The 24,564-nt window shown below is 69.7% G+C and carries 22 protein-coding genes and 1 pseudogene; 15 read left to right on the top strand and 8 right to left on the bottom strand.

Going from position 1 to position 24,564, the window contains the following annotated elements:
• The first annotated feature begins 193 nt into the window (after window positions 1-193).
• Window positions 194-1,294 (top strand): Glu/Leu/Phe/Val dehydrogenase dimerization domain-containing protein, encoded by a 1,101-nt coding sequence (locus QE438_RS04580; RefSeq protein WP_306992237.1) that lies wholly within the window; start codon window positions 194-196, stop codon window positions 1,292-1,294.
• Window positions 1,295-1,402: 108 nt separating this feature from the next.
• On the opposite strand, the gene QE438_RS04575 is transcribed toward QE438_RS04580, so the two are convergent.
• Window positions 1,403-4,168 (bottom strand): autotransporter serine protease, encoded by a 2,766-nt coding sequence (locus tag QE438_RS04575; RefSeq protein WP_306992239.1) that lies wholly within the window; start codon window positions 4,166-4,168, stop codon window positions 1,403-1,405.
• A gap of 260 nt (window positions 4,169-4,428) precedes the next feature.
• On the opposite strand from QE438_RS04575, the gene QE438_RS04570 reads away from it, so the two are divergent.
• From QE438_RS04570 to QE438_RS04550, 5 genes are all read left to right on the top strand, one after another.
• A complete protein-coding gene (locus tag QE438_RS04570) occupies window positions 4,429-5,604 on the top strand; it encodes a thiolase family protein (protein ID WP_306992241.1) in 1,176 nt (391 codons plus the stop codon).
• Window positions 5,605-5,741: 137 nt separating this feature from the next.
• Window positions 5,742-6,092, top strand: coding sequence for a hypothetical protein (locus QE438_RS04565; protein WP_130518717.1), 351 nt, complete (start codon window positions 5,742-5,744; stop codon window positions 6,090-6,092).
• Window positions 6,093-6,595: 503 nt separating this feature from the next.
• Window positions 6,596-6,970, top strand: coding sequence for a hypothetical protein (locus QE438_RS04560; protein WP_130518719.1), 375 nt, complete (start codon window positions 6,596-6,598; stop codon window positions 6,968-6,970).
• A gap of 805 nt (window positions 6,971-7,775) precedes the next feature.
• Window positions 7,776-8,288 carry a polymer-forming cytoskeletal protein gene (locus tag QE438_RS04555; protein ID WP_130522432.1) on the top strand — a complete coding sequence of 171 codons (513 nt, stop codon included), beginning with the start codon at window positions 7,776-7,778 and terminating at the stop codon, window positions 8,286-8,288.
• On the top strand, window positions 8,285-8,668 hold the full coding sequence (locus QE438_RS04550; protein WP_130531268.1) for a hypothetical protein: 384 nt from the start codon (window positions 8,285-8,287) through the stop codon (window positions 8,666-8,668). The genes QE438_RS04555 and QE438_RS04550 overlap by 4 nt, the downstream gene beginning before the upstream one ends.
• A 43-nt stretch (window positions 8,669-8,711) precedes the next feature.
• Here QE438_RS04550 and QE438_RS04545 read toward each other — a convergent pair whose 3' ends face one another.
• From QE438_RS04545 to QE438_RS04535, 3 genes are read right to left on the bottom strand one after another with little or no spacing between them, the layout of a single operon-like run.
• Window positions 8,712-8,969, bottom strand: a complete 258-nt coding sequence (locus tag QE438_RS04545; RefSeq protein ID WP_306992245.1) for a DUF6587 family protein — start codon at window positions 8,967-8,969, stop codon at window positions 8,712-8,714.
• On the bottom strand, window positions 8,969-10,828 hold the full coding sequence (feoB, locus tag QE438_RS04540) for a ferrous iron transport protein B (protein ID WP_130522429.1): 1,860 nt from the start codon (window positions 10,826-10,828) through the stop codon (window positions 8,969-8,971). The genes QE438_RS04545 and feoB overlap by 1 nt, the downstream gene beginning before the upstream one ends.
• Window positions 10,825-11,076 (bottom strand): FeoA family protein, encoded by a 252-nt coding sequence (locus QE438_RS04535; RefSeq protein WP_130519757.1) that lies wholly within the window; start codon window positions 11,074-11,076, stop codon window positions 10,825-10,827. Before QE438_RS04535 ends, feoB begins: the two co-directional genes overlap by 4 nt.
• Window positions 11,077-11,216: 140 nt before the next feature.
• Here QE438_RS04535 and QE438_RS04530 point away from each other — a divergent pair, with 140 nt between their 5' ends.
• The 3 genes from QE438_RS04530 (at window position 11,217) to yeiP (ending at window position 13,243) form a co-directional block, all read left to right on the top strand.
• Entirely contained in the window at window positions 11,217-11,705 is a 489-nt protein-coding gene (locus tag QE438_RS04530) for a GNAT family N-acetyltransferase (protein ID WP_130519755.1), read from the top strand.
• Window positions 11,706-11,786: 81 nt separating this feature from the next.
• On the top strand, window positions 11,787-12,557 hold the full coding sequence (locus QE438_RS04525) for an SDR family NAD(P)-dependent oxidoreductase (protein ID WP_130522427.1): 771 nt from the start codon (window positions 11,787-11,789) through the stop codon (window positions 12,555-12,557).
• Between the two features lie 119 nt (window positions 12,558-12,676).
• On the top strand, window positions 12,677-13,243 hold the full coding sequence (gene yeiP, locus QE438_RS04520; protein ID WP_130519751.1) for an elongation factor P-like protein YeiP: 567 nt from the start codon (window positions 12,677-12,679) through the stop codon (window positions 13,241-13,243).
• Between the two features lie 42 nt (window positions 13,244-13,285).
• Here yeiP and QE438_RS04515 read toward each other — a convergent pair whose 3' ends face one another.
• From QE438_RS04515 to QE438_RS04505, 3 genes are all read right to left on the bottom strand, one after another.
• Entirely contained in the window at window positions 13,286-15,151 is a 1,866-nt protein-coding gene (locus QE438_RS04515; RefSeq protein ID WP_306992249.1) for a DUF4105 domain-containing protein, read from the bottom strand.
• Window positions 15,148-15,459, bottom strand: coding sequence for a DUF2388 domain-containing protein (locus QE438_RS04510; RefSeq protein ID WP_130519749.1), 312 nt, complete (start codon window positions 15,457-15,459; stop codon window positions 15,148-15,150). The genes QE438_RS04515 and QE438_RS04510 overlap by 4 nt, the downstream gene beginning before the upstream one ends.
• A gap of 95 nt (window positions 15,460-15,554) precedes the next feature.
• A complete protein-coding gene (locus QE438_RS04505) occupies window positions 15,555-16,943 on the bottom strand; it encodes an FAD-binding oxidoreductase (RefSeq protein WP_306992251.1) in 1,389 nt (462 codons plus the stop codon).
• Between the two features lie 142 nt (window positions 16,944-17,085).
• Between QE438_RS04505 and serA the strand changes: the two genes are divergently transcribed.
• Window positions 17,086-18,324: a phosphoglycerate dehydrogenase gene (gene serA / locus QE438_RS04500; RefSeq protein ID WP_130519746.1), complete on the top strand. Its 1,239-nt coding sequence runs from the start codon at window positions 17,086-17,088 to the stop codon at window positions 18,322-18,324.
• Window positions 18,325-18,542: 218 nt separating this feature from the next.
• Here the strand turns inward: serA and QE438_RS04495 are convergent, their stop codons facing one another.
• Window positions 18,543-19,094, bottom strand: a complete 552-nt coding sequence (locus tag QE438_RS04495; protein ID WP_306992254.1) for an NUDIX hydrolase — start codon at window positions 19,092-19,094, stop codon at window positions 18,543-18,545.
• A gap of 163 nt (window positions 19,095-19,257) precedes the next feature.
• Between QE438_RS04495 and QE438_RS04490 the strand changes: the two genes are divergently transcribed.
• The 5 genes and pseudogenes from QE438_RS04490 to mtnC all read left to right on the top strand — a co-directional run bounded on the left by QE438_RS04490 (window position 19,258) and on the right by mtnC (window position 24,323).
• Complete coding sequence (locus QE438_RS04490) at window positions 19,258-20,775, top strand: amino acid permease (RefSeq protein ID WP_130531251.1); 1,518 nt, start codon at window positions 19,258-19,260, stop codon at window positions 20,773-20,775.
• A gap of 161 nt (window positions 20,776-20,936) precedes the next feature.
• Window positions 20,937-22,289: pseudogene (locus tag QE438_RS04485) on the top strand (amino acid permease); the annotation flags it as partial.
• A 36-nt stretch (window positions 22,290-22,325) separates the two neighbouring features.
• Entirely contained in the window at window positions 22,326-22,967 is a 642-nt protein-coding gene (locus QE438_RS04480; protein WP_306992257.1) for a methylthioribulose 1-phosphate dehydratase, read from the top strand.
• Between the two features lie 94 nt (window positions 22,968-23,061).
• Entirely contained in the window at window positions 23,062-23,619 is a 558-nt protein-coding gene (locus QE438_RS04475) for an acireductone dioxygenase (protein ID WP_131660004.1), read from the top strand.
• On the top strand, window positions 23,619-24,323 hold the full coding sequence (mtnC, locus tag QE438_RS04470) for an acireductone synthase (RefSeq protein WP_130522422.1): 705 nt from the start codon (window positions 23,619-23,621) through the stop codon (window positions 24,321-24,323). The genes QE438_RS04475 and mtnC overlap by 1 nt, the downstream gene beginning before the upstream one ends.
• Window positions 24,324-24,564: the final 241 nt, after the last annotated feature.

Here is a 24,564-nt window from a genome sequence, read left to right as displayed (position 1 = left end):
CCAGTCGCAGCGCGCCATGGCGGCGCTCAGGGGGCGCATGTGCGCACCGCACGCGACTGGGTAAACTGTGGCAATGCAACATCGCCGCCCGCCTCAGGGCGGCGTCTTTTTTTGGTTTACAAAACAATCGTCTAGGATACGTTTCGCAAGGATTGGTCGAAGTCTTGGCCTGCGCGGATTGGAGCCCTTCCCCATGATTTTCGAAACCCTCGACACCTCCGGCCACGAACAGGTCGTGTTCTGCCACAACCCCGATATCGGGCTGAAGGCGATCATCGCCGTCCACAGCACGGTGCTGGGTCCGGCGCTGGGCGGGGTGCGCATGCGTCCCTACCCCGACACCGAGACGGCGCTGACCGACGCGCTGCGGCTGAGCCGGACGATGACCTACAAGAACGCCCTGGCCGGCCTGAATGTCGGTGGCGGCAAGGCGGTGATCATCGGTGACCCAAGCCAGGACAAGGCCGAGGCGCTGTTCCGCATGTTCGGCCGCTATGTCGATTCGCTGGGCGGGCGCTACATCACCGCCGAGGACGTGGGCACCGACGTCAACGACATGGAGCATGTCTACCGCGAGACCGAATACGTGGTCGGCGTGCACCAGGTGCACCGCGGCTCGGGCGACCCGGCGCCGTTCACCGCCTACGGCGCGCTGCAGGGGCTGATGGCCGCGCTCAACCGCCGGTTCGGCAACGAGGAGATCGGCAAGTACAGCTATGCCGTGCAGGGCCTGGGGCATATCGGCATGGAGTTCGTGAAGCTGCTCAAGGAGCGTGGCGCCAAGCTGTTCGTCACCGACCTCAATCCGGCGCTGGTGGCGCGCGCGGTCGAGGAATACGGCGCCGAGGCGGTGGCGCCCAACGAGATCTACGACATTCCCGCCGACGTGTTCTCGCCGTGCGCGCTGGAGGGATCGATCAACCAAGAGACCCTGCCGCGCCTGCGCGCCAAGATCATCTGCGGCACGGCCAACAACCAGATGTCGCACGTGGTCGGCGAGGAAGCGATGCGCCGCGGGATCCTGTACGCGCCCGACTATGCGGTCAACGCCGGCGGGGTGATGAACGTCTCGCTGGAGATCGACGGCTACAACCGCGAGCGCGCCATGCGCCTGATGCGCAACATCTATCACAACGTCGGGCGCGTCTTCGATCTGGCCGAGAAGGAGCGGATCGCCCCGCAGTACGCCGCCGACCGCATCGCCGAGGCGCGCATCGCCTCGATCGGCAAGCTCAAGCTGCCACTCGGCCGCACCGCGCCGCGCTACATGGGCCAGCTGCGCGGCGACCACTAAGCCGCACCAGGGGCGAGAACGAGAACGAGAACGGGCGCCATCAGGCGCCCGTTCTGCTTTGCGTGACACTTAGAAGCTGGTCATGACGGTCGGGCCCGTGTCGGCGACTCAGAACCCCACGCTGTACCGCACCGACCCCACCGACTCGCTCCCGCGCGCGCCGAAGCGCTGGTCCAGGCCGAAGGACAGGCGCTGGTTGGCGCGCAGCGCGGCCTCCAGCGAGAAGCCGGCCCAGCCGCCCGAGGCCGCCGCGTCGCCGCCCGGGATCGCGCCCCAGGCGTCGATGCCGACGAAGCGCGCCTGCCGCGAGAACCCGCTGGCCGACAGCACCGACTGCCATTCCAGATGGCCCGACAGCGACAGCTCCATCGACGCCAGCGACAGCGCCCGCTCCAGGCGCAGCCCGGCGATGGCCTGGGCGCGGCTTGCGTGGCTGGCCGCCGCGGCCAGGCCGAAGCCGGCCGCGCCCTGCTCGCTGAAGGCATCGCGCGCCAGGCTGGCGTAGTCCGCCCCCACGTACGGGGTGAGCGTGCCCAGGCCGGTGCGCAGCGGCACGCCGGCTTCCATGCTGGCAAAGCGCATCTCACCGTCGTAGCGCGCATCGACGCCGTAGGCCGCGTCGCCCAGATAGACCGAGCGGCGCAGGTCGCGGCGGAACTGGCCCACGCCGAACTGCGCCAGCGCATAGCCGGCCTGCCCGCGATGGGCCAGATAGGCCTGCACATGGGTCTGGCGATCCTGGCCGGCGTCGCCGAGCGTGTCGCGCACGCTGTTGGTGTCCATCTGGCCCACGGCCAGGCCAGAGGTCCAGCCCGGCGCCAGGGTCACGTCCTGGCCGGAGATCCAGCCCGACAGGTCCAGCCCGGCGGTCGCGCCCAGGCCCGAGGCCTGGCGCCCATCGAACGCCTGATACCAGCCGTCCGCGCCGGCCCCGCCCTGCGCCACGTGCGCGGCCAGCGCACGCCGGCGCAGATCGAGCAGATCCAGGGTGACGCCGTCGGCCGCCGCATGCGCGCGGCCGGACAGGCTCTCCAGCGAACGCGCTGCGGCCGCGCTGGACGAGGTGCGCAGGAAATCTCCGGCCAACGACGCCATCGCGCCGCTCTGGGCCTGCGGCTGCGCGTCGAGCTGGGTCAGCGCCGCATCCACCCGCTGGGCGGCGCCGACCGACGCGGCGCTCATGCCCATCGCGCTGGCGGTGGCGGTGATGTCCAGCCGAGTGATGTCCAGGTACGCCTGGGTGCTGCTGAAGCCCAGCGACGCCTGCAGGAACACGTTCGAGGCCGAGCTCAGCCCGGAGAAGGTGCCGTTGATGGCACTGGCGTCGACCACCGTCTCGCGCGCGCTGCGCACGTAGCCGCTGGCCATGCCCATCACCTTGAGCATGCCGCCCAGGTTGGCGGTGCCATCGACCTGCAGCGGCGTGCCGATCTGGAACTCCAGCGTGGCGCCGGAGGACTGGGTGAAGTCGCCCTCGATCCGCCGCGCGCCCGCCGCGCCGGTGAAGGCGACCGTGCCGTCGTTGCGCAGCGCGCCGCCCACGCCGCCGCCGGTGTTCAGTCGCGCGCCTGCGGCCACGCTGGCGCTGCCCGGGATCGCGCCGCTGGACAGCACCGCGCCCTGGCTGACGCGGGTCTGGCCCAGGTAGCTGTTCTGCCCGCTCAGGCTGAGCGTGCCGGCGCCGGACTTGGTGATGCCACCGTCGCCGCTGATCGCGTTGGACCAGGTCGAGGTGCCGTCGAAGGACACCGCCACATCGCCCCAGTCCAGCCGCGCCGGCCCGTTGACCGCCTTGCCGACATTCAACAGGCCATAGCCGAACACCGGGTCCACCCCCGCCGCGCCCAGGTCGGTGGCCGTGCCCAATAGAGTCTGCCGGACCAGGTCATTGGAGAAGTAAGGAAAGGCCTGCCACACCAGGGCCGCCGCGCCGGAGACCTGCGGGGTGGACAGCGAGGTGCCGGTCCACTCCCAGTAGCTGGGCGCGGTCGGGCTGTCGTTGGTGCCGGTGGTGATCACCTTGCCCGGCGCGACCAGGCAATAGTGCATGGCCACGCCGCAGGCGTTGGAGTACGAGGCCAGTTGGGTCGGGTTGTCGGTGTCCAGCGCCGCCACCGCCAGCCAGCCGATCTCCAGGTCGGCCGCCGGCAGCGTGTTGTTCGGGCCGGGCTTGCTCGGCATGGCGGCCGTGTCGGTCGGCTGGGCCTTGCCGTCGTTGCCGGTGGCGAACACCACGATGCCGCCGTTCTGCACGACGAAGGGCCGGTACTCGGCGGCGATGGGCGCGGTGGCGGTCAGGTCGGTCCAGTACACCCCGCCCCAGGAGTTGTTCATCACCTTGACCCCGCGCGCGATCAGGTCCTGGTGGACCTGGGCCAGGCCCAGCGCGCCGCTGGTCGAATTGCCGTTGCCCGAGCCGTCGTCGGTCGGCTCCTTGTCCGAGATGATCCGCGCCGAGACGATGCTCGCCCCCGGCGCGATGCCGCCCGGCCACGCGCCGAAGGCCCGGCCGGCGGCGATCTGCGCCACGGCCGTGCCGTGGCCGACCACGTCGTCCTTGGTCAGATCGTTGGACGAGCCGCTGACATAAGTGAGGTTGGCGGTGACCCGTGGCGACAGCGCCGGATGGCTGCGGTTGACGCCGGTATCGACGATGCCGATCACCACACCGGTGCCGGTGAAGCCTGCGGCGTGCGCGGCGTCGGCATGGGTGAGGCTCAGATGCTTGGAATAGGTCGGATCCGGCGTGGTCACCACCGGCGCGGGGGTCGTGGTGGGCGGTGGTGTCGTTGATGGCGGATTCGACTTGACGCCCCCGCCCTTGCCGCCGCAGGCGCTCATCACCGCGCACGCCAGCACGTTCAGCACCAGCATCCGGCCCGCAGGCCGCCCCGACCTCGCTCCCTGTCCCCGCATGGCACCCGCTCCCCGGATGGCGCACCCCTGCGCCTGTCCGGCGCAATCTAGCGCAACTGCGGCGGCGCAGGTGGGCTTGCGTCTGCAGAACGCACGTTCACTTTGATGACCCACATGGCACCTCGGCGCCTGAGACAAGCGGCCAATGGTCGGGTGTGCCGCCGCGAGCGCCCCGGAGGATAATGGGGAACTCTTTGGTTCCCCAGGACAGGCTCTCCATGAGCGACATCGTCATCGCCGCCGCCAAGCGCACCGGCATCGGTTCTTTCCTCGGCCAGTTCACCGGCACGCCCACGCCGCAGCTGGGCGCCAGCGTCATCGCCGCGGCGCTCGAGCAGGCCGGCGTGCCGGCGCAGGACGTGGACGAAGTCATCATGGGCTGCGTGCTGCCGGCCAACCTGGGCCAGGCGCCGGCGCGCCAGGCGGCGCTGGCCGCCGGCATCCCGCAGTCCACCGGCGCGACCACCATCAACAAGGTGTGCGGCTCGGGCATGAAGGCGATCATGCTGGCGCACGATCTGGTCAAGGCCGGCTCGGCGCGCGTGGTCGTGGCCGGCGGCATGGAGTCGATGAGCAACGCCCCGCACATGATCCCCAACTCGCGCACCGGTAACCGCTTCGGCGATTTCAAGGCGATCGACCACATGGCGTGGGACGGTCTGACCAATCCCTACGACGGTCAGGCGATGGGCGTGTTCGCCGAAGCAACCGTGGAAAAGTACGGCTTCAGCCGCGAGGAGCAGGACGCCTTCGCGATCGAATCGGTCAAGCGCGCGCAGGCCGCGCAGGCCTCCGGCGCCTTCGATGCCGAGATCGTGCCGTTCAAGATCGCCACGCGCAAAGGCGAAGTCACCGTGAGCAGCGACGAGCAGCCGGGCAAGTCGGACATCGGCAAGATCCCCTCGCTCAAGCCGGCCTTCAAGAAGGACGGCACGGTCACCGCCGCCAGTTCGTCGAGCATCTCCGACGGCGCGGCCGCCACCGTGGTGCTGAGCGCCGAGGACGCCGCCCAGCGCGGCCTGCAGCCGCTGGCGCGCATCGTCGCGCATTCCACGTTCTCGCAGCAGCCGGAGTGGTTCACCACCGCGCCGGTCGGCGCGATCCAGAAGGTGCTGGAGAAGGCGGGCTGGTCGGTCCAGGACGTGGATCTGTTCGAGATCAACGAAGCCTTCGCCGTCGTGGCGATGGTGCCGATCAAGGAACTGGGCATCCCCCACAGCAAGGTCAATGTGCATGGCGGCGCCTGCGCGCTGGGCCATCCGATCGGCGCTTCCGGCGCTCGCCTGGTCGTCACACTGCTCAACGCCTTGCGCGTGCAGGGTATGCGCCGTGGAATTGCCACGCTGTGCATCGGCGGCGGCGAAGCCACGGCCATCGCGGTCGAACTGCTCTGAAGACGTTTTCTGTTTTAACGCCAAGTTGACGAATCTGAGCCATACGCCCGCGAATGCTTGACAGTGGAAAACGGATTGTCATGATGTCGCCCGGCGCGCAACTGCGCGTTGCCAAACTAATCGACGAGGATTTACCAATGAGCATCAACAAGACGCTGATCGCGCTGGCAATGGGCCTGGCCCTGGCTGCTTGCTCGAAGCCGGAACAGGCTGCCGACGCCGCCACCGACGCGCAGCAGGCTGCCACCGAGGCCCAGGCTGCCGCCGACACCGCCGCTTCGACCCCGACCGCCGACGCTGCCCAGGCTGCTGCCGACACCGCCGCGACCGCCGCCAACACCGCCGCTGACGCTGCCGCCAACGCTGGCGCCGCGACCACGGACAAGGCTGCCGACGCTGCTGCCGACGCCGCCGAGGCTGCCAAGGACACCGCGCAGGACGCCGCTGACGCTGCGAAGTCCGCCGGTCAGGACGCCGAGAAGAAGTAATCCGCGCTTCGCCGGGGCTCGCCATCGGCAATCGGATTCGAGAAGACCGCCGGGCAACCGGCGGTCTTTTTTTGTGCTCGATGGGATTGCGGGACAAGAGCGGTGAACATACTTCGCGGCGGCCTGGCCCCAGCCTGGTCGAGGTTCTGCGCTGATAGATCAGGACTGCTTTCGACATCAAGCAGACCGGCTCGACACGCCAGGCAACGGCGCAGCGGTCGGCGACCACGACGAGCGACGCGATACACCGCGCGCTTCAAGTCATTGCAGGGTGCACCGATCGAGGGAAAGGCCGACACCGCGACTCGGATGGCTGCCCCTCCGACCCAGCAACCCCGAGCGCCAGGATCCCTCGATCAAGAAAAAGAACGTTTTTGTAAGGAACGGCCCTACATGGCGTTGACACGCGCCTTCGTAGGCTCGCCGCGTCGTGAATGCCGGTGTCCGTGACACCCGCAGACTTCGCGCCACACCATCCATCTTCTTTCGTTGAGGGGAACGCCATGACCAACAAGTTCAACATCGTGCTGATCGCTTCCGTCCTGGCGCTGGGCGCCTGCTCGCAGCAGACCCAGGACCGCGCCGCCGCCACCGCCGACAGCGCCGCGGCCGATGCCTCGGCTGCCGCGGACAAGGCTGCTGCCGCAGCCGACAACGCCGCCGACAAGGCCGCCGCCGCCACCGACGCCGCCGCCGACAAGGCCGCCGTTGCCGCCGACAATGCCGCAGCTGCGGCCAGCAACGCCGCCGAGAAGGCCGAGAACGCGACGCAGGCGGCCGCGGCCGACGCCGCCGCCGCCGTGTCCGAAGGCGCCAACGCCACCGCCGACAAGGCGGCCGAGGTCTCCAAGGACGCGCGCGAGGCTTCCAAGAAGTAAGCCGCTTCCGCACGCTGCAGTACCGGAAAAGGCCCGCGCGAGCGGGCCTCTTTCTTTGGTTATTCGCCGACGTGCCGAGCCGGTGAACGGCGCTGCGCCCACCAGCATCGACCCGGCCGGCCTGGCTCCTCGGCCCAGTCCGCTATCTACGGCGGAAAGGCGTCCAGCAGCGCTCTGCCCCCTCCCTTTCGCCGCAGGCGAAGGGGAGGGCCGGGATGGGGTGCTCTTGCTTTTGCTTTGGTGGCTCTACCGGTAAAGCCCCGACCCCTCCCCATCCCTCCCCTGCGCTGCGCGCAAGGGAGGGGGCCTCAAGTCGATAACTTCCCGTAGCTGATCGCGGTGTGCGCCAGGAAGAGCGGCTCGAACAACCACGCAACCCGGAGCCTTGTGACTTAAAGCTCGAGGCAGCGGGCCGGCGGGCGGTGGCCGCGCCTAGCGAGGCAGGAAGCCGAGCGCCCGAATCAGGGCAGGATGCCCTGATTGAGGGAGAAGCGGCCACCGCCCGCCGGACCGCTGCCCAAACCGAAGCCGCACGCTCGACCACCGCAATCCTCCAATCGGGAGAACGGCTTCCTCTTGCTACGTCCCAGCGGGCCGAGCCGACCTGGAAGCGCCCCACCCGCAGTTTCCGAATGGCTTGTGCGTCGCTGACGGACAGATCGCCGCTCCTTGCATTTGCCCAGACACCCAGGACATGCAACGCTCCGGCACGACCGTCCGACGGGCGGTTTGATGAGCCCAGTCACAGCGCCTGTGCGGCGCAAGCCGCGATAGTCGCGTTTCCCCCGACAGGAGACCTTGCGACATGTCCATGTGGAAAGATCCGCTGTCCAGCAAGAAGGACGCCCCGCCGGCCCCGGTCATCGAGCCGTCCCCGCCGCCGGTGGCCAGCGCCGAGCCCGTCGCGCCCACCCCGCTGACCAGCGCCCCAAGCCCCGCCTCGGCGCCCACCGCCCAGTCGGCCGGCCGCGAACGCAAGGAATCGCTGATCGCCTCGGACCTGACCATCGAGGGCAAGATCGAGGGCAGCGGCCACGTGCGCATCGCCGGCCGCTTCAAGGGCGACGTCAATGTGCAGGGCGACCTGACCATCGAACACGGCGCCAAGCTGTCCGGCGGCGTCAAGGCCAGCAAGATCACCATCGCCGGCGAGCTGGAAGGCAATATCGAGGCGGCCAAGCACGTCGAACTGCTGGCCTCCGGCGCCCTGACCGGCGACGTCAAGTGCGGCACGATGACCGTGGCCGCCGGCGCCCGCATGCGCGGCCAGGCCGACTTCGGCTGGGACGGCAGCGAGAAGCAGCACGACGCGGCGTGAGCACCCAGCGCCCCGGCACGGCAGGCGCCACCCGCGCCTGCCCGCATTGCAAGGCGATGATCCTGGAGACCGCGGCCGTGTGCCCGTCGTGCAAGCATCACCTGCGCTTCGACGACTCGGCCACCGTGGCCCGGCGCGAGGTGCAGCGCGTGGTGCCGCTGATGGTCCAGGGCACGGTGAACCATCCGGCCGACGCCGCCACGGCCTACGAATACACCGCGGTGATGGTGATCAGCGACGAACAGGGCCGCGAGATCGACCGCCACGTGGTGGGCGTCGGCGCCCTGCGGCCGGGCGAACAGCGCACCTTCTCACTGGCGGTGGAGATGTTCCCGCACAGCGGCGGCCAGGCGCCGCGCGGGAAGCGCCGCCTGTCCTGAAGGTCCTGCATCCGGCTGCACGCGCGACGCGTGCGGCCAAGCCTTACTTGCGCGCGGCCGGCTTCTGCGGCCCGCAGCTGCTGCAGCCGCCGCAGGCGGCATCGACCGCCCTGGCCGGCGGCGCCAGCGCCCTGCCCAGCCGTTGCATCCACGTCGGGCGCCCGTCCCGCAGCAGCGGCAGGGCCAGCGCGGTGCGCGCGCGGCGTGTCGCGTTGGGGAACTGCTTGTGCGCCACGACCCAGGCGCTGACCAGCACGGCCAGCGCGATCACCAGGTACTGCAGCGCCAGCGCCGGTGCCATCAACCCGCTCCCAGCATGACCGCAACCTGGTAGGTCAGCAGCGAGGCGATGTAGGCCAGCGCGAACAGATAACCGGCCGACACCGCCATGCGTTTCCACGAATTGGTCTCGCGCTTGATGGTGGCCAGCGTGGACAGGCACATCGGCGCGTAGATGTACCAGACCAGCAGCGACAGCGCGGTGGCCAGCGACCAGCCGTCGTGGATCAGCGGCGCCAGCGCCTGCGCCTTGGCATCGTCGTCGCCGGCCGACAGCGCATAGACGGTGGCCAGCGAGGACACGGCGACCTCGCGCGCGGCCAGGCCCGGGATCAGCGCGATGCAGATCTGCCAGTTGAAGCCCAATGGGGCGAACACATAGCTCAGCGCATGGCCGATGCGCCCGGCGAAGCTGTAGTCGATCGGCGGCAGCGTGGCATCGGCCGGCGCGCCGGGGAAGGACAGCAGGAACCACAGCAGCACGGTGAGGGCCAGGATGATGCCGCCCACGCGCTTGAGGAAGATCATTGCGCGCTCGTACAGGCCCAGGGCCAGATCGCGCAGGTGCGGGATGCGGTAGGACGGCAGCTCCAGCAGCAGCGGATGCTCGCTCTTGTCGCGGCGCCAGCGCTTCATCACCCAGGCCACCACCAGCGCGCTGACGATCGCCGCCACGTACAGGCCGAACAGCACCAGCCCCTGCAGGTTGAACACGCCGCCGACCTGCCGCTGCGGGATGAAGGCGCCGATCAGCAGCGCATACACCGGCAGCCGCGCCGAGCAGGTCATCAGCGGCGCCACCAGGATGGTGGCCAGGCGATCGCGCGGATCCTGGATCGAGCGCGTCGCCATGATCCCGGGGATGGCGCAGGCGAAGGAGGACAGCAGGGGAATGAACGAGCGCCCGGACAGGCCGGCCTTGGACATCAGCCGGTCCAGCAGGAAGGCCGCGCGCGGCAGGTAGCCGGATTCCTCCAGCGCCAGGATGAAGGCGAACAGGATCAGGATCTGCGGCAGGAACACGATCACCCCGCCCAGGCCGGCGATGATGCCGTCGGTGAGCAGGCTGTTGAGCGGTCCTTCCGGCAAGGCGCCGCCGACCCACCCACCCAGCCAGGCGGTACCGGCATCGATGGCGTCCATCAGCGGCGCGGCCCAGGCATAGACCGCCTGGAAGATCAGGAACATCACCACCGCCAGCGCCAGCAGCCCGAACACCGGATGCAGCAGCCAGCGGTCCAGCGTGTCGTCCACGCGCGCGGTGCGGGTGGGCATGCTCACCGCCAGCGACAGCAGGCGGCGCGTCTCGGCGTGCAGGTCTGCGTCCTCGGGCAGCACGTGGCTGGGCAGCTGCGGCTGGGCGGCCATCCGGTCGATCTGCTCCAGCAGCGCCCGCGCGCCGTTGGACTTGACCGCCACGGTCTCCACCACCGGGATGCCCAGCTCGCGCTGCAGCACGTCCAGGTCGATCTGGATGCCGCGCCGGCGCGCGGCGTCGGCCATGTTGATCGCCAGAATCACCGGCAGGCCCAGGCGCAGCACTTCCAGCACGAAGCGCAGGTTGAGGCGCAGATTGGTCGCATCGACCACGCACACCAGCGCGTCCGGGCGCGGCTCGCCGGGCAGGAAGCCGCGGCACAGGTCGCGGGTGATCGCCTCGTCCAGGCTGGCGGCGTTGAGGCTGTAGGCCCCGGGCAGGTCCAGCAGCGCATAGGTCTGGCCGTTGACGCCGGTGAAGCGGCCTTCCTTGCGTTCGACGGTCACGCCGGCGTAGTTGGCCACCTTCTGCCGGCTGCCCGTCAGCAGGTTGAACAGCGCGGTCTTGCCGCAGTTGGGGTTGCCGATCAGCGCCAGGCGCTGCGGCGCGGCGGCCGTGTTCATGCCCCTGCTCCGCGCTCGACGCGCAGACGCACGCGCGCGGCCTCGGTCCGGCGCAGCGCGAAGCGGGTGAAGCCCACCTGCACCAGCAGCGGATCGGCGCCGATCGGCCCCTGCGCCACGATCTCCACCTGCTCGCCGGCGACGAAGCCCAGCTCGCGCAGACGCCGGGCGATGGTGTCGTTGGGGCCGCGGTCTTCGACCGAATCGACGATGGCCTGGGTGCGCTGGGGCAGATCGGACAACATCACGCGAGCGGGCTCAAATGAAAACAGTTCTCAATAGTACCACCGTGATCAAGACGTGAGGCTGTCTGTCGGGTCACCGGACAGGACGCTGCGGGCCAGCCCGGCGTACGATGCGCACCCCTCACCCAGCGCGTTCGCCGCCGATGTCCGCACCGTTCCTGATCCGGCCCATCCAGCCCACCGATGACGCCGCGATGGCGGCGATCATCCGCGCCGTCATGCCGGACTTCGGGGCCTGCGGGCCGGGCTTTGCGATCAACGATCCGGAGGTGGACTGGCTCAGCCGCGCCTATGCGCAGCCGTGCAGCGCCTACTTCGTGGTCGAGGTGGACGGCCAGGTGCTGGGCGGCGGCGGCGTGGCACCGCTGGAGGGCGGCCCGGCCGGGACCTGCGAGCTGCGCAAGATGTACTTCCTGCCCCAGGCGCGCGGGCTGGGCGCCGGCGCGGCGATGATGCGCCAATGCCTGGAAGCCGCGCGCGGCTTCGGCTTCAGCCAGTGCTACATCGAGACCCTGCGCAGCATGGAGGCGGCGATGCGCCTGTACGAAAAGAGCGGCTTCACGCCGCTGCCCGCCCCGCTGGGCGCCACCGGCCACGGCGGCTGCGACCGCTGGTACGCGCTCGCGCTCTGAGCGGTGCTGCCGCGCCGCGCAAGGGCGCGCCGGCGCATGCCATTAGACTTGTCGTCTTTACGCGTCCCGCAGGAGCCTTGCATGCAGCTGTCCGAATCCCGCGCCGTGATCACCGGCGGCGTGTCCGGCCTTGGCCTGGCCACCGCCCAGCGCCTGGTCGCCGCTGGCGGCAAGGTGGTCCTGCTGGACGTCAACGACGAGAAGGGCGAGGCGGCCGTGCAGGCGCTGGGCCGCGCCAACGCGCGCTATCTGCGCACCGACGTCACCGACGAGGGCGTGGTGTCGGCCAGCATCGCCGAGGCGCGCGCCTTCCTGGGCGGGCTGAACGTGGCGGTCAACTGCGCCGGCATCCTCGGCGCCGGCCGCGTGCTGGGCAAGGACGGGCCGATGGCGCTGTCCACCTTCCGCAACACGGTGCTGGTCAACCTGGTGGGCAGCTTCAACGTGGCCAAGGCCGCCGCCGAGGCGATGCAGGACAACGCGCCCGGCGAGGACGGCGAGCGCGGGGTGATCGTCAACACCGCCAGCGTGGCCGCCTACGAAGGCCAGATCGGCCAGGCGGCCTACGCCGCGTCCAAGGCCGGCGTGGTCGGCATGACCCTGCCGATGGCGCGCGAACTGGCGCGCTTCGGCGTGCGCGTGGTGACCATCGCGCCGGGCGTGTTCTGGACGCCGATGGTCGACGGCATGCCCGAGGCGGTGCAGCAGTCGCTGGCCGCGTCCATCCCCTTCCCTTCGCGCCTGGGCCAGCCGGCCGAATACGCCGACACCGTCGCCTACATCCTGCAGGCACGCTACCTCAACGGCGAGACCATCCGCCTGGATGGCGCCACGCGGCTGGCCCCCAAGTAAGGCGGGCGTGAGCCAGGCGCGCGCGGAAAGCCGCTGCAACGCGCCCGCCTTCGCTCACGCCTCGCCGCTCAACGCTCCCCCTCCTCCCACACTCATTTCTTCAATCAGGTCTTCGATCCATGAAAGCTGGTGACATCAAGAAGGGCAACGTCGTCGAATACAACAACGGCGTCTACCAGATCCGCGACATCGAGCGCTCCTCGCCGCAGGGCCGCGGCGGCAACGTGCGCTTCCGTTTCATCATGTACAGCGTGCCGGGCGGCAACAAGCTCGACGCCAGCTTCGATGCCGACGACAACCTGAGCGAGGTCGAACTGCTGCGCCGCCAGGCCACCTTCTCCTACAAGGACGGCGAGGCCTTCGTGTTCCTCGACGACGAGGACTACACCCCCTACACCCTGGACGCGGACGTGCTGGGCGACGACGCCGGCTACATCACCGACGGCCTGACCGGCTGCTATGTGCAGGTGATCGACGAGCAGCCGGTGGCGCTGCAGCTGCCGCAGCACGTCACGCTGGAAGTCATCGAGACCCCGCCCGAGCTCAAGGGCGGCACCGCGACCAAGCGTCCCAAGCCGGCCAAGCTGTCCACCGGCATCGAGATCATGGTGCCCGAGTACATCACCACCGGCGAGCGCATCCTGATCAACACCACCACCGGCGAGTTCGGCGGTCGGGCGGATTGATCCTCGCCGCGCCGGCGCCCGCGAGCGCGCCGGCGCGACGCCTCAGGGCGCGAGCCCGCGCAGGCTGGGCACGCCAGTGTCGCGCTGGAGCGTGCGCAGACGCTGCCCCAGCGCGGCCAGGTTGGCCTCGGTGCCGTCGATCCGCTCGCGCAGCTCCTGCGGCAACAGCAGGCGCGCGTCATGTTCCAGCGTATCGCGCGCGGCGTGCTGCCGGCCGAGCAACTCGCTTCCCTTCGATTGCAGGAAGTCGCGCTCGGCCTGTTGCGGCAGACCGTAGCCGGGCTGGCCCTGCAGCAGCAGCGCGGGCTGGGCGAACAGCCCCTCGTGCTCCAGGAGCTCGCGCAGGCGGGTGCGGCCGGCATCCAGGTCGGCATCGCCTCCCCCGTGCAGGAAGCGACGCTTGAGCGCATCGCGCGCCAGCAGGTCCTGACGGCGGCGCGCGGCCTGTTCCAGCACCAGCAGTGCGGCGCTGGCGCGCAGGTCCGCGCGTTCGATCCATGGCGCGCGCCGCTGCGGCGGCTGCGACAGCCAGTCCTCGACCGACTGCGCGGGCAGGCCCAGGCGCGCGCGCGCGATGTCCAGCATCGCCAGGTATTGCGCGCTGGCCGGTGCGAAGTAATAGCCGGCGCGGCCGGCCTGCTCCAGGTCAGCCAGCGGCTGGCCATCGGCGATGCGCGCCTGTTCAAGGCGACGCAGCAGGCCGTTGGGCGTGATGCCCGACAGCTGCCCGCCCGCATCCAGCGCGGGCACGCCGTCGCGCAGCAGCTTGTAGGTCTCGAACGCGCAGTTGTTGGAGGCGAAGCGGTAGCCGCCGTCGTAGCTCCAGTGCACCTGCGCGGCGCGCTGCAGCAGCGCGGCGATCTGCGCGCGCGACAGCGTCAGCGGCACCGAGCGCAGGCCGCGCAGCTGGCCCTGGGTGTAGTCGTCGATCACCTGCAGCATGGGCAGCAGGTACAGGCGCGAGGGATAGCGCCCGGTCAGGCCGCCCCAGCTCGAGATCTGCACATCGTCGATGAAGGCGCGGAACGAGAGCACGCGCTGGTACTGCAGGTCCAGCCGGCAGTCCGGCCCGCGCGGTCGGCCCGGCGCGCAGATCACCAGGCGCAGCATGCTGTGGCCCCAGCGGCTCATCGGCGCGTCGTTGCCGTCGGCCAGCAGGTAGTCGACGGCGTAGACGCGTTCGGGGTCCAGCGCCAGCAGCGGCGCCGCCGGCCGGTCCTCGAAGAACGCGACGCCCGGCGCGCAGTCCCGGCCGGCCTGCGGCATCGAGCCCAGCTGCTGGGCGAAATACGCGTCCAGCAGCGCGCGACGACAGGCATAGTCGGCATCGAGGATCCGATGCTCCAGATTGACCGCCACGTATTCCTGCGGCGAGAACAGCTCGTACGCATCGGGCGTGCGGTCGGTGAACGCGTTATGGCGCAGGCGCAGCTTCAGGCGCGGCCAGCTGCCGATCTGCCACCCGGCCAGATCGAGCAGGCGCGGGTCGCGCGAGAAGCCGCCGGCCGCGCTGCGATCCAGCAGGTGCGCCAGTTCGTGGACCAGGGCGGCGCGCGCCGGCGTACGCGCGGCCTCGTCGCCGGGCCGCATCCAGCCGCGCAGCAGGCTGCGCGGCAGCAGCACCTGGCCGGCGCCGGTCGCACGCCCATGCACGGCCGCGGGCAGGTCGTCGCGCCACTGCACCGGCACGGTCTCCAGCGCCTGGCGCCAAGCGTCCGGCAGGCGCGCCTGCACGTCGTCGAACAAGGCCTGCGATGCCGCCCGCTCGTCGGCATCCAGCGCGGCAGTCTCCAGCTGCAGATGCAACGCCGCCTGCGCGATCTGCGGCAGGCCGCATCCGAGCAGGCAGAACGCCAGCAGCCGAGCGCCCAGCCACCGCGAACGCGGCGGCCGGTCAGGCGGGTTCACAGGGCCAGGATGGCCTGCGCCAGCTGCAGGTCGGAACGCTGGCGCGCGTCAGCGTCGCGTTCGCGCAGGCTGCGCAGGGCCGCCTCCAGGCGAGCGCCGCGGATCGCGCCATCGCTGGCCACGAAGCTGGCCGCGTCCACCCGCGCATCGAGCACCAACTTGTCGTTGTCCGAGGAGCTGTCCGAGGACGCCGAAGACCCGGCGCTGCCCGCGCTCGAGGTGCCGCCGGCGGCACCGGCGGCCGAACTCATCGCCCAGGCCGGCGCGGCCATTCCCAGCAACAGGCCCACTACGATCCACTGACGCATCGATCCACTCCACGCATTGAACGGGGCGCCGATGGCGCCGGCGACGCGCAAGGCTACCGCAGCCGCGGCCGGGCGCACCACCGCACCGCCGGCGCTTAGGGATCGAACAGCTTGCCCGGGTTCAGCAGGCCCTGCGGGTCGAGCGCCTTGCGGATGCCGCGCATCAGCGCGATCTCGGCCGGTCCGCGGGTGCTGTCCAGGTAGGGCTTCTTGACCAGGCCGATGCCGTGCTCGGCCGAGATGCTGCCGCCATGGGCCTTCAGCGCCTGCGCCAGCAGTTTGGTCACCTGCTCGCAGTCGCGCACGAAGTCCGCCTGCGCCATCTGCTCGGGCTTGAGCACGTTGATGTGCAGATTGCCGTCGCCGATATGGCCGAACCACACCACCTCGAAATGCGGATAGGCCTGGCCCAGCAGCGCCTGGGTCTGCTCCAGGAAGGCCGGCATCTGCGAGATCCGCACCGACACGTCGTTCTTGTACGGCACATAGGGCGCCAGCGATTCGGTGATCCCCTCGCGCAGGCGCCACAGCTGCTGGGCCTGCGCGTCGGACTGGCTGATGACGCCGTCGGCGACCCAGCCGGCCTCCATGCAGGCCTCGAAGGCTGCCATCGCCGCCGCCTCGCTGTCCTCATCGCCCACGGCGAACTCGGTCACCACGTAATACGGATACACCTCGTCGAAGGGCTTGACCGCGCCATGCGCCAGCACGTGCCTGAGCGCGATGTCGGTGAAGAACTCGAAGGCCTCCAGCCGCAGCCGTTCGCGGAACGCGGCGAACACCTCCATCAGCCCCTCGAAGCTGGTCAGCGCCAGCAGCATCACATTGGTCGGTGGCGGCGGATCGGTCAGGCGCAGCGTCGCCTCGACCACGATGCCCAGCGTGCCCTCCGAGCCGATCATCAGCTGGCGCAGGTCGTAGCCGGAGGAGTTCTTGACCAGCGCGCGGTTGAGATCGAGCAGCTCGCCCTGCGCGGTGACCACCTTCAGCCCGGCGATCCATTCGCGGGTGTTGCCGTAGCGGATCACGCGGATGCCGCCGGCGTTGGTGGCGATGTTGCCGCCGATCGAGCACGAACCGCGCGCGGCGAAGTCCACCGGATATTCCAGGCCGTGCTCGCGCGCGGCGTTGTGCACGGCTTCCAGCGGCATGCCGGCCTGTACGGTCAGGGTGCGGTCGACGCGGTCGAAGGCCAGCGCCTTGTTCATGCGCTCAAGGCTCAGGACCAGCTCGCCATCGGCCGCCACCGCGCCGCCGGACAGGCCAGTGCGACCGCCCGAGGGCACCACCCTGACCTGGCGCTGCGCGGCCCAGCGCATCACCGCCTGCACTTCCTCGACACTGCCTGGCAGGGCGATCGCCAGGGGGTTTGGCGTCCAGCGCCGGGTCCAGTCGCGACCGTAGTGTTCCAGGTCGCCGGCGTCGGTCTTCAGGCGCAGGTCGGGCACCGCCGCGCGCAGCGAATCAAGCAGGGAATCGGTCATGACGGTTGCGCGCGAAACGGCTTGTTTTCAAGGGTGCGCCAGCGTGCCAGCCCTGCAACGCCACGTCCAGATGGCGCGACGGCGTGGCCCGGGCGCAATCTGGCATAGTGGCGCCCCGCTTCGCTCCCCACCCGCTCCCCCCATGTCGAAGAAGACCTCGTTCCCGAAGGAAGACATCCGCGTATTGCTGCTGGAGGGCGTCAGCCAGACCGCGGTGGAGACCTTCAAGGCGGCCGGCTACAGCCAGATCGAGCTCCATTCCAAGTCGCTGCCCGAGGACGAGCTGAAGGCCCGCATCGCCGAGGCCCACATCATCGGCATCCGCTCGCGCACGCAGCTGACCGCCGAGGTGCTCGGCCATGCGCGGCGCCTGATCGCGGTGGGCTGCTTCTGCATCGGCACCAACCAGGTCGACGTGGAGGCGGCCGAGCTGGCCGGCATCCCGGTGTTCAACGCGCCCTATTCCAACACCCGCAGCGTGGCCGAGCTGGTGATCGCTCAGGCGATCATGCTGATGCGCGGCATCCCGCAGAAGTCGGCCGAATGCCATCGCGGCGGATGGTCCAAGTCGGCCGCCGGCAGCCACGAGGTGCGCGGCAAGACCCTGGGCATCGTCGGCTACGGCCATATCGGCACCCAGGTCGGCGTGCTGGCCGAGGCGATGGGCATGAAGGTCATCTTCCACGACATCGAGACCAAGCTCTCGCTGGGCAACGCCGCCCCGGCGCTGAGCCTGGAGGACCTGCTGGAACGCGCCGACGTGGTGACCCTGCACGTGCCGGAAACGCCGGCCACCAAGGACATGTTCGGCCCGGCGCAGATCGCCGGCATGAAGCGCGGCGCGCACCTGATCAACGCCTCGCGCGGGACGGTGGTGGATATCGACGCGCTGGCCGAGGCGCTGCGCGCCGGCCAGGTCGGCGGCGCGGCGGTGGACGTGTTTCCGGTCGAGCCCAAGGGCAATGGCGATGCCTTCGTCTCGCCGCTGGCCGGCCTGGACCAGGTGATCCTGACCCCGCACGTGGGCGGCAGCACCCTGGAGGCGCAGGACAACATCGGCGTCGAGGTGGCCGCCAAGCTGGTGCGCTACAGCGACAACGGCAGCACCCTGTCGGCGGTGAACTTCCCCGAGGTCACCCTGCCCGGCCACGAAGGCAGCCGCCGCATCCTGCACATCCACCGCAACGTGCCGGGCGTGCTGTCGCAGATCAACGACGTGTTCCGCAACCAGGGCGTCAACATCGACGGCCAGTTCCTGCGCACCGACCCGCAGGTCGGCTATGTGGTGATCGATGTCACCGCCTCGGAGGAACAGGCGGCGGTGCTGAAGGACGCGATGGCCGCGATCGAGGGCACGTTGCGGGTGCGGGTGCTGTACTGATCCTCGACGAAACCTGATGTGTGGGAGCCGCCATTGGCCAAAATGGCCACAAGGGCGGCTTCCACCTGTAGAGCGGAGCTTGCTCCGCTGGGGCCTTCCCCCACGAACCGAACGAAGAGCAGCGGAGTCCCCAAAAGGGGATTGCCACAAGCTCCGCTCTACAAGGAGACCGCGGCCTGATCTGGGAGACAGTTGCTCCCACAAAAATCAAGGCCCGGTCAGGTGGCGGCTGAGGCCAGCCACTTGCGCGCCATGCGGCTGAGCGAAGGGTCCGGATCGGCGGCGACCTCGGCGATTGGCCGCCAGGCCAGGGCCAGGGATTCCTCGTTGCCGATGAAGGCCTCGCTGCCCAGGGCGCGCACCACGTAGCGCACGTCGAAGTGCCAGTGCCCCGGCACCTCCCCACGCTCGGGGATCCAGTGACGATCCAGATCGAAGATCGCCGATTCATCCACGGCCAGGTCGGTCAGGCCGGTCTCCTCCTGCGCCTCCTTCAGCGCGACCGCCGGCAGCGCCTCGTCGCCGTCGGCGTGGCCGCCGGGCTGCAGCCAGCGCCGCAGCTTGGCGTGGTGCATCAGCGCCGCGCGCGCGCCATCGCCGCTGACCAGCCAGGCCGAGGCCGTGAAATGGGACTCCAGCCGCGCCCGCACGAACGCGTCCGGGTGCGAGAGCAGCGCCAGGAAGTTGGCGACCGCCTCGTGTTCAGCCGGCCAGCGTGCCTGGTAGGCCTGAAGTTGCGCCGTCAGCGCGGCGCGGGAATCGTCGGACATAGGACCTCGCCCCATGCCCGGGCCGGCGGCCCGTCGGGCCGCAGCAAGGGCACAAGGTAACTTGTGCAACGGACAGTATGACGGGTAAGGTTCGGCGATCCCATCCGCGCGCCAAGGGGGCAGCGGATCCCTTTCGCCTTTACCGACCCTGGGGAATTCCGCGATGCTGTTCTGGCGCGTCAAGCCGCTCGACAAGATTCTTGAAACCGCCGAGAAGAAAGCGCTGACGCGCCAGCTCGGTGCCTTCCAGCTGACCATGCTGGGCATCGGCGCGGTGATCGGTACCGGCATCTTCGTGCTGACCGCCGAAGCGGGCCAGAAGGCCGGCCCGGGCATGATGATCGCCTTCGTGATCGCCGCGGTGGTCTGCGGCCTGGCCGCGCTGGCCTATTCCGAACTGGCCTCGATGGTGCCGGTCTCCGGCTCGGCCTACACCTACACCTACGGCGTGCTGGGCGAGCTGATCGCCTGGATCGTGGGCTGGGCGCTGGGCCTGGAATACGGCATCGGCGCGGCGGTGGTGACCGTGGGCTGGTCGGGCTACATGAACGGCCTGCTCGCCAACACGACCCTGTTCGGCCTGGTGCAACCCGGCGCGCTGGCGCTGCCGCCCGCGCTGCAGACCGGCCTGTTCGCCGGGGGCAGCTTCAACATCCTGGCCTTCGGCATCGCGCTGCTGGTCACCTGGCTGCTGGTGATCGGCACCTCCAAGAGCGCCAAGGTCAACTCGGTGCTGGTGGCGATCAAGATCATCGCGCTGACCCTGTTCATCGTCATGGCGCTGCCGGTGGCGACCTCGCACACGGCCAACTTCACCCCGTTCCTGCCCGGTGGCTGGGGCAGCCCGCTGGGCGGCATCGGCGTGCTCGGCGCAGCCGCGTCGATCTTCTTCGCCTACGTGGGCTTCGATGCGATCTCCACCGCGGCCGAGGAGACCAAAAACCCCAACCGCAACATCCCCATCGGCCTGATCGCCTCGCTGGCGGTGTGCACCATCTTCTATCTGCTGGTGGGCTATGCCGCGGTCGGCGCGGTCGGCGCGCAGCCGATCATGGGCCCCGACGGGGTGCCGCTGGAGCCGGGCAGCCAGGCCTTCGCCGCGGCCTGCAAGGGCTCCGAGGCGCTGGTCTGCAGCCATGAGCCGCTGGCCCACGTGCTGCGCCTGATCGGCTGGCCGAACCTGGGCAACTGGATCGGCGTGGCCGCCATCCTGGCGCTGCCGTCGGTGATCCTGATGATGATGTTCGGCCAGACCCGCATCTTCTTCACCATGTCGCGCGATGGCCTGCTGCCCGAGCGTCTCTCGCGCGTGCATCCGCGCTTCCACACCCCGCACGTGATCACCCTGGCCACCGGCCTGGTGGTGGCCTTCTGCGGCGCGCTGTTCCCGGTGGGCAAGCTGGCCGACACCTCCAACTCCGGCACCCTGCTGGCCTTCGCGATGGTGTCCATCGGCGTGCTGGTGCTGCGCAAGCAGCAGCCCGACCGCCCGCGCCCGTTCCGCACGCCGTTCGCCTGGATCGTGTGTCCGCTGGCGGTGGCCGGCTGTCTGCTGCTGTTCGTCAACCTGAGCATGGTCGCCAAGGGCGTGTTCGCCGGCTGGGCGGTGCTTGGCCTGATCATCTACACGCTCTACAGCCGCAAGCGCAGCCATCTGGCGCCTGGCAACGAGCAGCACTAAGCAGATCGCGCCGCTTCGCACGACGCACCCCGACAACGGCCGCTAGACGGCCGTTGTTTCTTCCACTCCCCGCACCGGATCCCTCCATGAAGCAGCTGCTCCGCATCAAACATCCCGGCCAGCTCACCCAGGATGCGCAGGACCTGCAGCTGCATCGCACGCTGGGACCGTGGGGCCTGACCGCGCTGGGCATCGGCGCGGTCATCGGCGGCGGCATCTTCGTCATCACCGGCCAGGCCGCCGCGCAGCATGCGGGGCCGGCGATCATGCTGTCCTTCGTGCTGGCCGCGCTGTGCTGCACCTTCTGCGCGCTGGCCTATGCCGAGTTCGCCGCGATGGTGCCGGTATCCGGCTCGGCCTATACCTACACCTACGCCACGCTGGGCGAGGCGGCGGCCTGGTTCATCGGCTGGATGCTGGTGCTCGAGTACGGCGTGTCGGCCTCGGCCGTGGCGGTGAGCTGGACCGGCTATTTCCTCAGCCTGCTCGACCAGTTCGGCATCCACCTGCCGGCGGCGCTGGTCAGCGCGCCGCTGGACGGCAAGCTGCAGCCCACCGGCGCCATCGCCAACCTGCCGGCCGCGGCCATCGTGCTGCTGCTGACCTGGCTGTGCTATGTCGGCATCCGCAAGTCCTCGGCCATGAACATGGCCATGGTGGTGCTGAAGACCTGTCTGATCCTGCTGGTCATCTTCGCCGGCTGGAAGTACGTGGACCCGGCCAACTGGCATCCCTTCATCCCCGAGGCGCAGGGCCCGGGCAAGTTCGGCTGGGACGGCGTGGTGCGCGGGGCGGCGATCGTGTTCTTCGCCTATATCGGCTTCGAGGCGGTGTCGGTGGCCGCGCAGGAATCGACCAAGCCGCAGCGCGACCTGCCGGTGGGCATGCTCGCCTCGCTGGTGATCTGCACCGTGCTCTACATCGCCATGGCCGCGGTCATGACCGGCCTGGTGCCCTATTCCATGCTCGGCACCGACGAGCCGGTGGTCACCGCCGTGGCCGCGCATCCCGAGCTGGGCTGGCTGCGCCTGGTGGTGGAGATCGGCGCGCTGATCGGCCTGTCCTCGGTGGTGCTGGTGATGATCATCGGCCAGCCGCGCATCTTCATGATCATGGCCCGCGACGGCCTGCTGCCGACGGTGTTCACCCGCATCCATCCCAAGTACCGCACCCCGCACATCAACACGGTGATCACCGGCATCGGCATCGCGGTGCTGGCGGCGGTGTTCCCGCTGGACGTGCTCGGCGAGCTGACCTCGATGGGCACGCTGATCGCCTTCGCCTCGGTCTGCGCCGGCGTGCTGATCCTGCGCCGCACCCAGCCCCAGCTGCCGCGCCCGTTCCGCATCCCCTTCGCCTGGGCGATCTGCCTGGCCGGTATCGGCAGCTGCCTGCTGCTGCTGTCGACCATGACCGCGCACAACTGGATGCTGATGGTGATCTGGACGGTGATCGGCTTCGTCATCTACGCCGCCTACGGGTTCCGCCACAGCCGCCTGCGCGGCCAGGGCTGACGTCGATCGGTCAAGCCGGCGCGGTAAAATGGCGGCATGAACAGCCTCCCCTTCGATGCCGCGCGCCTGGCCGTGCTGGCCGACGACATCACCCACAACGTGGCCGAGCTGGCGCGCCTGGGCTGGACCCCGGCTACCAGCAGCAACTTCTCCGAGCGCCTGGACGATCGCCATGCCGCGATCACCGTCTCCGGCGCGGAAAAGGGCCGCATGGGCCGCGAGCACATCATGGTCGTGGACTTCGACGGCCGGCCGGTGGCCACCGACAAGCGTCCCTCGGCCGAGACCCTGCTGCACACCCAGCTCTACCGGCGCTTCCCCGAGGTGGGCTGCGTGCTGCACACCCACTCGCTAGTGCAGACCATCGCCTCGCGCCTGTACGCCGGCGCCGGCCATATCCGCCTGGAAGGCTACGAGTTGCTCAAGGCCTTCCACGGCAACAGCACCCACGAGATGGCCATCGACGTGCCGGTGCTGCCCAACACCCAGGACATGACCGTGCTGGCCGCGCAGGTGGACGCGCTGCTGGACCAGGGCCCGCTGTGGGGATATCTGATCGACGGCCACGGCCTGTACGCCTGGGGCCGCACCATGGCCGAGGCGCGCCGCCACCTGGAGGCGTTCGAGTTCCTGTTCCACTGCGAACTGGAGCTGCGCAAACTCGGCGCGCGCGGCTGAATCGCACTGCAGCGTTGCATGGCGGCGACGCCGCCCCGCGCCGCCGCTGCTACCCTTTTCCGCCCGGCCTTCGCCCCCCTGCCAGGAGCCCGCCATGAGCCGTCTTCGCATCTTCGACCACGCCGATCCGTCCACGCCGCTGTTCGCCAGCTACGACCCGGATTTCATCGCCACCGAGCTCGAGAAGATCGGGGTGCTGTTCGAGCGCTGGCAGGCCTCCAAGCCGATCGAGCCCGGCGCCTCGCCCGAGGCGGTGATGGACGCCTATCGCGCCGACATCGACCGCCTGGTCGCCGAGCGCGGCTTCAAGTCGGTGGACGTGGTCAGCATCGCGCCCGATCATCCGGCGCGCGCGGAGATGCGCACCAAGTTCCTGGACGAGCACTTCCACAAGGAGGACGAGGTGCGCTTCTTCGTCGCCGGCTCGGGATTGTTCACCCTGCACGTGGACGACAAGGTCTACGAGATCGAGTGCGTCAAGGACGACCTGATCGCCGTGCCGGACGGGACCAGGCACTGGTTCGACATGGGCGAGTCGCCCAGCTTCGTGGCGATCCGCTTCTTCACCGAGCCGGACGGCTGGGTCGGCCACTTCACCGGCGAGACCATCGCCGCCAGCTTCCCGCGCTACACCCCGGAGCGGGCTTCCTGATGGGCGTTGTGCAGGCGGTGCTCACCGATATCGAAGGCACGACCAGCAGCATTTCCTTCGTCAAGGACGTGCTGTTTCCGTATGCGCGGCGTGCGCTGCCGGGCTTCGTCGCCGCCCACGGCGACGACCCGGACGTGCGCCGCTGGCTGGATGCGGTCAGCGCGGATGCGCCGCAGGCGCAGGACGATGCCGCGCGCGTGGCGGTACTGCAGGACTGGATCGACGCCGACCGCAAGCACACCGCGCTCAAGGCGCTGCAGGGCATGGTCTGGGAGGCCGGCTACCGCGATGCGGACTTCACCGCGCACATGTATCCGGATGCGGCCCAGGCCCTGCAGGACTGGTATGGCGAGGGCCTGGCGCTATACGTCTATTCGTCCGGCTCGGTGCCGGCGCAGAAGCTGTTCTTCGGCCATAGCGATGCCGGCGACCTGACGCCGCTGGTGTCGGGCTGGTTCGATACCGAGATCGGCGGCAAGCGCGAGCGCGACAGCTATGCGCGCATCGTCGAGCGCATCGGCGTGGCGCCGCGCGAGGTGCTGTTCCTGTCCGACGTGGTGGCCGAGCTGGACGCCGCGCGCGAGGCCGGCCTGCAGACCGTGCTGCTGGACCGGCTGGAGGACTATCCGACCCCGCGCGATGCGGCCGCCTGCAACGGGCATCCGCGGGTGACCTCGTTCGCGCAGATCGAGCCGGCGGCCTGAGCGGGCCCCGCGCTTTTCAAGAACGATTCGCATTTCGCCATCGGCTTGGCGCGCTGGCTAGACTTCCGTCCGCGCCGTCAGCCCGCTCCCGCCAGCGACGACGTGCACCGGTCACCGCCCGCCCGCTTTCGCCAGCCAGCCGACCGTTTCAGGACGCCCCGTTTGGGGCGTTTGGTGTTTTTGGGATTCGGGATTCGGGATTCGGGATTCGGGATTCGGGATTCGGGATTCGGGATTCGGG

It is taken from the genome of Pseudoxanthomonas sp. SORGH_AS_0997 (assembly GCF_031453535.1).
In the GTDB taxonomy this organism is placed as follows: Bacteria; Pseudomonadota; Gammaproteobacteria; order Xanthomonadales; family Xanthomonadaceae; genus Pseudoxanthomonas_A; species Pseudoxanthomonas_A winnipegensis.
Note: the sequence above shows the minus strand (reverse complement) of the source record. Positions and strands in the feature narration are given on the sequence as shown.

Bases quoted from the DNA above. Each gene is read 5' to 3' on its own strand.
- QE438_RS04475 (WP_131660004.1), top strand. From the start codon at position 23,062: ATGAGCCGTCTTCGCATCTTCGACCACGCCGATCCGTCCACGCCGCTG.
- QE438_RS04545 (WP_306992245.1), bottom strand. From the start codon at position 8,969: ATGGCACCGGCGCTGGCGCTGCAGTACCTGGTGATCGCGCTGGCCGTG.
- QE438_RS04495 (WP_306992254.1), bottom strand. From the start codon at position 19,094: ATGTCCGACGATTCCCGCGCCGCGCTGACGGCGCAACTTCAGGCCTAC.
- QE438_RS04505 (WP_306992251.1), bottom strand. From the start codon at position 16,943: ATGACCGATTCCCTGCTTGATTCGCTGCGCGCGGCGGTGCCCGACCTG.
- QE438_RS04525 (WP_130522427.1), top strand. From the start codon at position 11,787: ATGCAGCTGTCCGAATCCCGCGCCGTGATCACCGGCGGCGTGTCCGGC.
- QE438_RS04570 (WP_306992241.1), top strand. From the start codon at position 4,429: ATGAGCGACATCGTCATCGCCGCCGCCAAGCGCACCGGCATCGGTTCT.
- QE438_RS04510 (WP_130519749.1), bottom strand. From the start codon at position 15,459: ATGCGTCAGTGGATCGTAGTGGGCCTGTTGCTGGGAATGGCCGCGCCG.
- feoB (WP_130522429.1), bottom strand. From the start codon at position 10,828: ATGAACACGGCCGCCGCGCCGCAGCGCCTGGCGCTGATCGGCAACCCC.
- QE438_RS04575 (WP_306992239.1), bottom strand. From the start codon at position 4,168: ATGCTGGTGCTGAACGTGCTGGCGTGCGCGGTGATGAGCGCCTGCGGC.
- QE438_RS04555 (WP_130522432.1), top strand. From the start codon at position 7,776: ATGTCCATGTGGAAAGATCCGCTGTCCAGCAAGAAGGACGCCCCGCCG.
- mtnC (WP_130522422.1), top strand. From the start codon at position 23,619: ATGGGCGTTGTGCAGGCGGTGCTCACCGATATCGAAGGCACGACCAGC.
- QE438_RS04580 (WP_306992237.1), top strand. From the start codon at position 194: ATGATTTTCGAAACCCTCGACACCTCCGGCCACGAACAGGTCGTGTTC.
- QE438_RS04560 (WP_130518719.1), top strand. From the start codon at position 6,596: ATGACCAACAAGTTCAACATCGTGCTGATCGCTTCCGTCCTGGCGCTG.
- yeiP (WP_130519751.1), top strand. From the start codon at position 12,677: ATGAAAGCTGGTGACATCAAGAAGGGCAACGTCGTCGAATACAACAAC.
- QE438_RS04530 (WP_130519755.1), top strand. From the start codon at position 11,217: ATGTCCGCACCGTTCCTGATCCGGCCCATCCAGCCCACCGATGACGCC.
- QE438_RS04490 (WP_130531251.1), top strand. From the start codon at position 19,258: ATGCTGTTCTGGCGCGTCAAGCCGCTCGACAAGATTCTTGAAACCGCC.
- QE438_RS04480 (WP_306992257.1), top strand. From the start codon at position 22,326: ATGAACAGCCTCCCCTTCGATGCCGCGCGCCTGGCCGTGCTGGCCGAC.
- QE438_RS04565 (WP_130518717.1), top strand. From the start codon at position 5,742: ATGAGCATCAACAAGACGCTGATCGCGCTGGCAATGGGCCTGGCCCTG.
- serA (WP_130519746.1), top strand. From the start codon at position 17,086: ATGTCGAAGAAGACCTCGTTCCCGAAGGAAGACATCCGCGTATTGCTG.